Source organism: Microbacterium sp. CPCC 204701 (genome assembly GCF_004010105.1).
In the GTDB taxonomy this organism is placed as follows: Bacteria; Actinomycetota; Actinomycetes; order Actinomycetales; family Microbacteriaceae; genus Microbacterium.
In genome coordinates this window covers 1-4,776 of sequence record NZ_RRYE01000241.1, presented here as the reverse complement: position 1 = coordinate 4,776, position 4,776 = coordinate 1, and the positions used below count along the sequence as shown (strand labels likewise).

Genomic DNA, 4,776 nt, shown 5'->3' with positions numbered 1-4,776 from the left:
CGCACGGTGCACGACGCGTGGACCAGCCCGTCGAGCACGGCGGCGTACGCGGGGTTTCGCACGACCGTTCCCGCCGCGGGGGGCTCGCCGTCCGGCATCCACAGCGCCGCCGACGTCGGCCAGTCTTGGCGGAACAGCTCCGCGACCCGCTCGATCGTCGCCGCGGCGCCTGGGACGAGGGGATGCCCGTCACGGGCGTACCCGATCGCGTAGCCGAGGACGTCTGAGAGCTCCCACGTGCCGTGGTCGCGCAGCAGCAGCAGCCATGCGTCGACGGCGCCCGGGACGGCCGCCGCAAGGGCTCCGCCACCCGGCACGAGGTCAAGGCCCTCGCCGCGGTAGTGCTCGATCGTGGCCCCTGATGGGGCGGGCCCCTGCCCCATCAGGACCGTCGGGGCCGGGGCATCCTGCTGCTGGAAGATCGCGACGAGATCGCCGCCCGGTCCGTTCAGATGCGGCTCGACCACGTGCAGCACGAACGCGGCGGCCACCGCGGCGTCGAATGCGTTGCCGCCCCGTTCGAGCACCGACTGCGCCGAGGCCGTGGCGAGCCAGTGCGTGGACGCCGACATCCCGAACGTGCCCGACAGAGTGGGCCGCGTGGTGAACGCGGAGGGCGCGGTGTACGTCACGAGCGGATCGGCGGCGGGGTCAGCGACCCGGGTTCAACCGGGCGATCCAGGCCTCGACCTCGTCCGCCGTGCGCGGGATGGCGGCGGAGAGGTTCACCGGGCCGTCGGCGGTCATGAGGATGTCGTCCTCGATGCGCACGCCGGTGCCGCGGTACTCCTCGGGCACGGTGAGGTCGTCGATCTGGAAGTACAGGCCCGGCTCGATCGTGAACACCATGCCGGGCTCGAGGACGCCGTCGTAGTACATGTCGCGGCGCGCCTGCGCGCAGTCGTGGACGTCGATGCCCAGGTGGTGGCTCGTGCCGTGCACCATGTACCGGCGATGGTGACCGCCCTGATCCGCGTCCAGCGCCTCTTCGGCACTGACCGGCAGGAGTCCCCACTCGGCCACGCGATTCGCGATCACCGTCATGGCCGCTTCGTGGACCGAGCGGAACTTCACGCCCGGTCGCGCCGCCGCGAACGCCGCATCCGCAGCTTCGCGCACCGTCTCGTAGATCTTGCGCTGGATGTCGGTGAAGCGACCGTTGACCGGAAGCGTCCGCGTGATGTCGGCGGTATAGAGGCTGTCGACCTCGGCGCCCGCGTCGATGAGGATGAGGTCTCCCGGCATCACCGCGCCGTCGTTGCGCGTCCAGTGCAGGTAGCAGGCGTGCGGCCCGGAGGCCGCGATCGTGTCGTAGCCGACCGCATTGCCGTCGCTGCGCGCCCGCTGATGGAACACGCCCTCGACGACGCGCTCGCCGCGGGGGTGCGCGAGGATTCCCGCAAGGTTCGCCACGATGTCGTCGAAGCCGTTCGCCGTCACCTCGACCGCGAGCCGCATCTGCTCGATCTCGTACGCGTCCTTGACCAGGCGCAGCTCCGACACGAAGCGCGTAAGGTCGTCGTCCTCGTCGAGGACGACATCGCCGTCGCGCGACTCGAAGTCGTCGACGTGCGCGGTCGCCAGCGCGAGATCGGCGGCCACCCCGGCCAACGCGGGCCGCGGGCCGATCCAGAATTCGCCGATCGAGGCATCCGAGTAGAACTCGCTCGTGGTGCGATCGGCGCGCTCGCGGAAGTACAGCGTGACGTCGTGGCCGCCCGCGGTGTTCGGCTCGAAGACCAGCACCGAGCCCGGCTCGGAGTCAGCGGCCCACCCGGTGAGGTGCGAGAACGCCGAGTGCGCCCGGAACGGGTAGTCGGTGTCGTTGCTGCGCTGCTTGAGCTCGCCGGCGGGGATCACGAGACGCTGGCCGGGGAACGCTGCGGATACCGTGTCGCGGCGTGTCGCGGCGAACGCTGCCTGAGCGCGGGCGGAGGGCGTGGAGTCGGGACGCTCCGCCCAGCCGGTCGAAATGGTGTCGAGGAATCCCTGCCCGTACGGCTGGCGCCGGTTGGTGGTCGTCGTGGGCTCGGTTGTGGAGGAGCCGGCCTCGGGTGCGGCGATCGTGTCGCCCGCGGTGCCCGTGGTCCGGTCGGCTGCGCTGCTCATACCTCAAGTCTGGCACGCCGCGGAACCGGCGGGCAGGCGTCAGCCGGCGGGCTCGTACTGCACGATGAGGGGTCGGTGGTCCGAGCCCGATTCGTCGAGCGATCGGAGCACGACCGAGCCGGAGGCGCGCCAGTGCCGCGACGCCATCACGTGGTCGATGGGGGCGCCGAGCAGCGGGTGGATGCCGACCGACCAGGTTCCGAGTGCGCCGTTGCCGGTCGCGAGGGCGCCGTCGGTGCAGTGCCCGAGCGTGGCGCCGCCCATGCCGAGGCCTGACATGTGGTCGACCGTCGCGTTGAAGTCGCCGGCCATGATGACGTTCGTGTCGCCGCACTGATCGGCCAGCCATCGGAGATCGTCGCGCCAGCTCTGCATGTAGCTGGGGCGCGGAGCGACCGCGTGGACGGCCACCACGACCGGTCCGTCGCCCGTGGTGGGCATCGCCACCGCGCTCGGCACGGTGGAGGTGTTGCTGCTGCCGTCGAGCGAGGACTCGATGACGGCGTAGTCGCCGAGCTCGGGCGAGATGAGCAGGGTCGTGGAGCCCGCATCCCACTCCGTCGAGTGGTCTTCGGCATGGTGGGCCCACATGCGGTGGCCGAGGTCGCGCATCGCGATCGCGACCTTCTCGCCGGTCTCGATCGTGGTCTCGGGGAGGGCCACGATGTCGGCATCCATCGCCACCGCGATCTTGGCGATCGTGTCGGGCGAGGTCGCGGGCCCCGCGGTGTTCCACGTCATGACCCGCACGCTCTCCTCGGCCTTGACCGGGAGCGGCTCGGTGCCGGTGCCGCCGCGCAGCACGATGATCGACCCGTTCGCGACCACTGCGAGCCCGGCAACGAGGGCGAGGGCGAGGGCGAAGCCGCGCACCGGACGCGCGATGGCCAGCAGCAGTGCCAGCACCAGAGCGGCGGCGAAGAAGAGCACGACGATCCCCCGGAACGAGACGACCTGGGCGATCGGGAAGACGCGCTCGACGCGGAAGAATCCCGGCCATGTCACGACCGCCGCCGCGATCGCGCAGAGCACGGTCGCGAGGATACCGAGCAGGCGAAGCACGTCGGCGACTCTATGCGAGCAGGCTGGGAGATCCGTAAGCACGGCCCCCGCGGGCCGCAGCGATACCCTCGGAGGATGCCGGGGACGCATCGCTTCGAGGGTCCGAGCGACCTGCACCTGCACTCGGCGTATTCCGACGGCACGCAGCCGCCGGCCGAAGTCATGGCCTCGGCGCACGCGCACGGCCTGCGCACGGTGGCGCTCACGGACCACGACACCACCTCGGGCTGGGCAGAGGCGGCCGAGGCGGCGGCGTCCCTCGGTATGACGTTCCTGCCCGGGATGGAGCTGTCGGCGCGGCACGAGTGGCGCAGCGTCCATGTGCTGGCGTACCTGCTGGATCCCGACGCGCCGGCGCTTCGCGCCGAGACGACCCGCATCCGCTCGTCGCGGCTCGATCGCGCACGGCTCATGGCCGATCGCATCGCACGTGACTACGACCTGCTGTGGGACGACATCCTCGCGCAGACCGGCGACGGCGCGACCGTCGGGCGCCCGCACATCGCCGACGCGCTCGTCGCGCGCGGCCTCGTTCGTGACCGCGCCGAGGCCTTCTCGGGCATCCTCAGCCCGGGCGGCGACTACTACGTCGCGCTGTACGCGCCAGACCCCGTCACGGCCGTCGAGCTCGTGGTCGGCGCCGGGGGAGTGCCCGTGATCGCGCACCCCGCGGGCCGCGCGGGGCTGCTCCCGGCGAAGCTCCTGGGAAGGATGCTGGATGCCGGCCTCGCCGGCTTCGAGCTCGGCCATCGCGAGAATCGGGAGCCGGGGCTGAGCAGGCTGCGGGAGCTCGCCCGGACGCGAAACCTCATCGTGACCGGGTCGAGCGACTACCACGGACTCGGCAAGCCCAACCAGCCGGGCGAGCACACCACGGACGACGCGATGGTCGCCCGCATCGTCGAGCGCGCGACCGGCAACGCCCCCGTCTATCCGTGAGGCGGACGAGGGCGTTGCCGCGCGGTCGGGTGTCAGCCGAGCGCCTTCGCCTTCAGCGCGTCATACTCCGCCTGCGAGATGGTGCCCGCGTCGAGGAGGGACTTCGCCTTGGCGATCTCGTCGGCCGGGCTCGCGCCCGAGGCGCCGCCGGCGAGGGACTTGATATAGGCGTCCTGCGCCTGCTGGATATGCTGCGCCTCCTTGGCACTGCGCTCCGCCATGCCCCTGCCACGGGCGATGAGGTAGACCAGCAGCGTCAGGAACGGCACGAAGATCAGGAAGATGATCCAGACCGCCTTGAGCCAGCCGTTCAGCTTGTGGTCACGGAACAGGTCGCCGATCACGGCGAACAGCGCGAACAGATAGGCGACGAAGAAGAACGCCCACAGGAACCACCAGATGATGTCCCAGAACGATCCCCAGAACCCCTGGTACTGGTACCCGGTGTTCATGACTTCGATGAAGTGCACGATCGGCCTTTCTACAATGCGAGGTCACGGCGCGAATCCGCGCCGCTCGCGCTCACCATAGCGCCGATGCGGGCATCGGTGGGGGTGCAGATCGTGTGAAATCCGCCCGGTCAGGCGCCGACGGGGGCGCCTCCGGCGGGAGCTGCACCGCCGCGACGACGGCGCCGGCGCGGGGCGGGCTTGCCGTCGTGGTGCT

5 protein-coding genes are annotated in these 4,776 nt (G+C 71.0%); 1 reads left to right on the top strand and 4 read right to left on the bottom strand.

What is annotated here, in order from left to right; genetic code table 11:
• The 3 genes from EIO58_RS12920 to EIO58_RS12910 form a co-directional block, all read right to left on the bottom strand.
• On the bottom strand, nucleotides 1–572 hold a 572-nt coding region (locus EIO58_RS12920; protein ID WP_446723926.1), incomplete at its 3' end, for a gamma-glutamyltransferase.
• A gap of 79 nt (nucleotides 573–651) precedes the next feature.
• The gene (locus EIO58_RS12915; protein WP_127819883.1) at nucleotides 652–2,109 is read right to left on the bottom strand and encodes an aminopeptidase P family protein; all 1,458 of its coding nucleotides are present in this window, start codon (nucleotides 2,107–2,109) and stop codon (nucleotides 652–654) included.
• 39 nt (nucleotides 2,110–2,148) lie between these two features.
• Entirely contained in the window at nucleotides 2,149–3,171 is a 1,023-nt protein-coding gene (locus EIO58_RS12910) for an endonuclease/exonuclease/phosphatase family protein (protein WP_127819882.1), read from the bottom strand.
• A gap of 75 nt (nucleotides 3,172–3,246) precedes the next feature.
• Between EIO58_RS12910 and EIO58_RS12905 the strand changes: the two genes are divergently transcribed.
• Nucleotides 3,247–4,110, top strand: coding sequence for a PHP domain-containing protein (locus tag EIO58_RS12905; protein WP_127819881.1), 864 nt, complete (start codon nucleotides 3,247–3,249; stop codon nucleotides 4,108–4,110).
• Between the two features lie 32 nt (nucleotides 4,111–4,142).
• On the opposite strand, the gene EIO58_RS12900 is transcribed toward EIO58_RS12905, so the two are convergent.
• Complete coding sequence (locus tag EIO58_RS12900; protein ID WP_127819884.1) at nucleotides 4,143–4,562, bottom strand: SHOCT domain-containing protein; 420 nt, start codon at nucleotides 4,560–4,562, stop codon at nucleotides 4,143–4,145.
• Between the last annotated feature and the right edge of the window lie 214 nt (nucleotides 4,563–4,776).

Coding starts and splice junctions, on each gene's coding strand:
- EIO58_RS12915 (WP_127819883.1), bottom strand. CDS start 2,109: ATGAGCAGCGCAGCCGACCGGACCACGGGCACCGCGGGCGACACGATC.
- EIO58_RS12905 (WP_127819881.1), top strand. CDS start 3,247: ATGCCGGGGACGCATCGCTTCGAGGGTCCGAGCGACCTGCACCTGCAC.
- EIO58_RS12900 (WP_127819884.1), bottom strand. CDS start 4,562: ATGAACACCGGGTACCAGTACCAGGGGTTCTGGGGATCGTTCTGGGAC.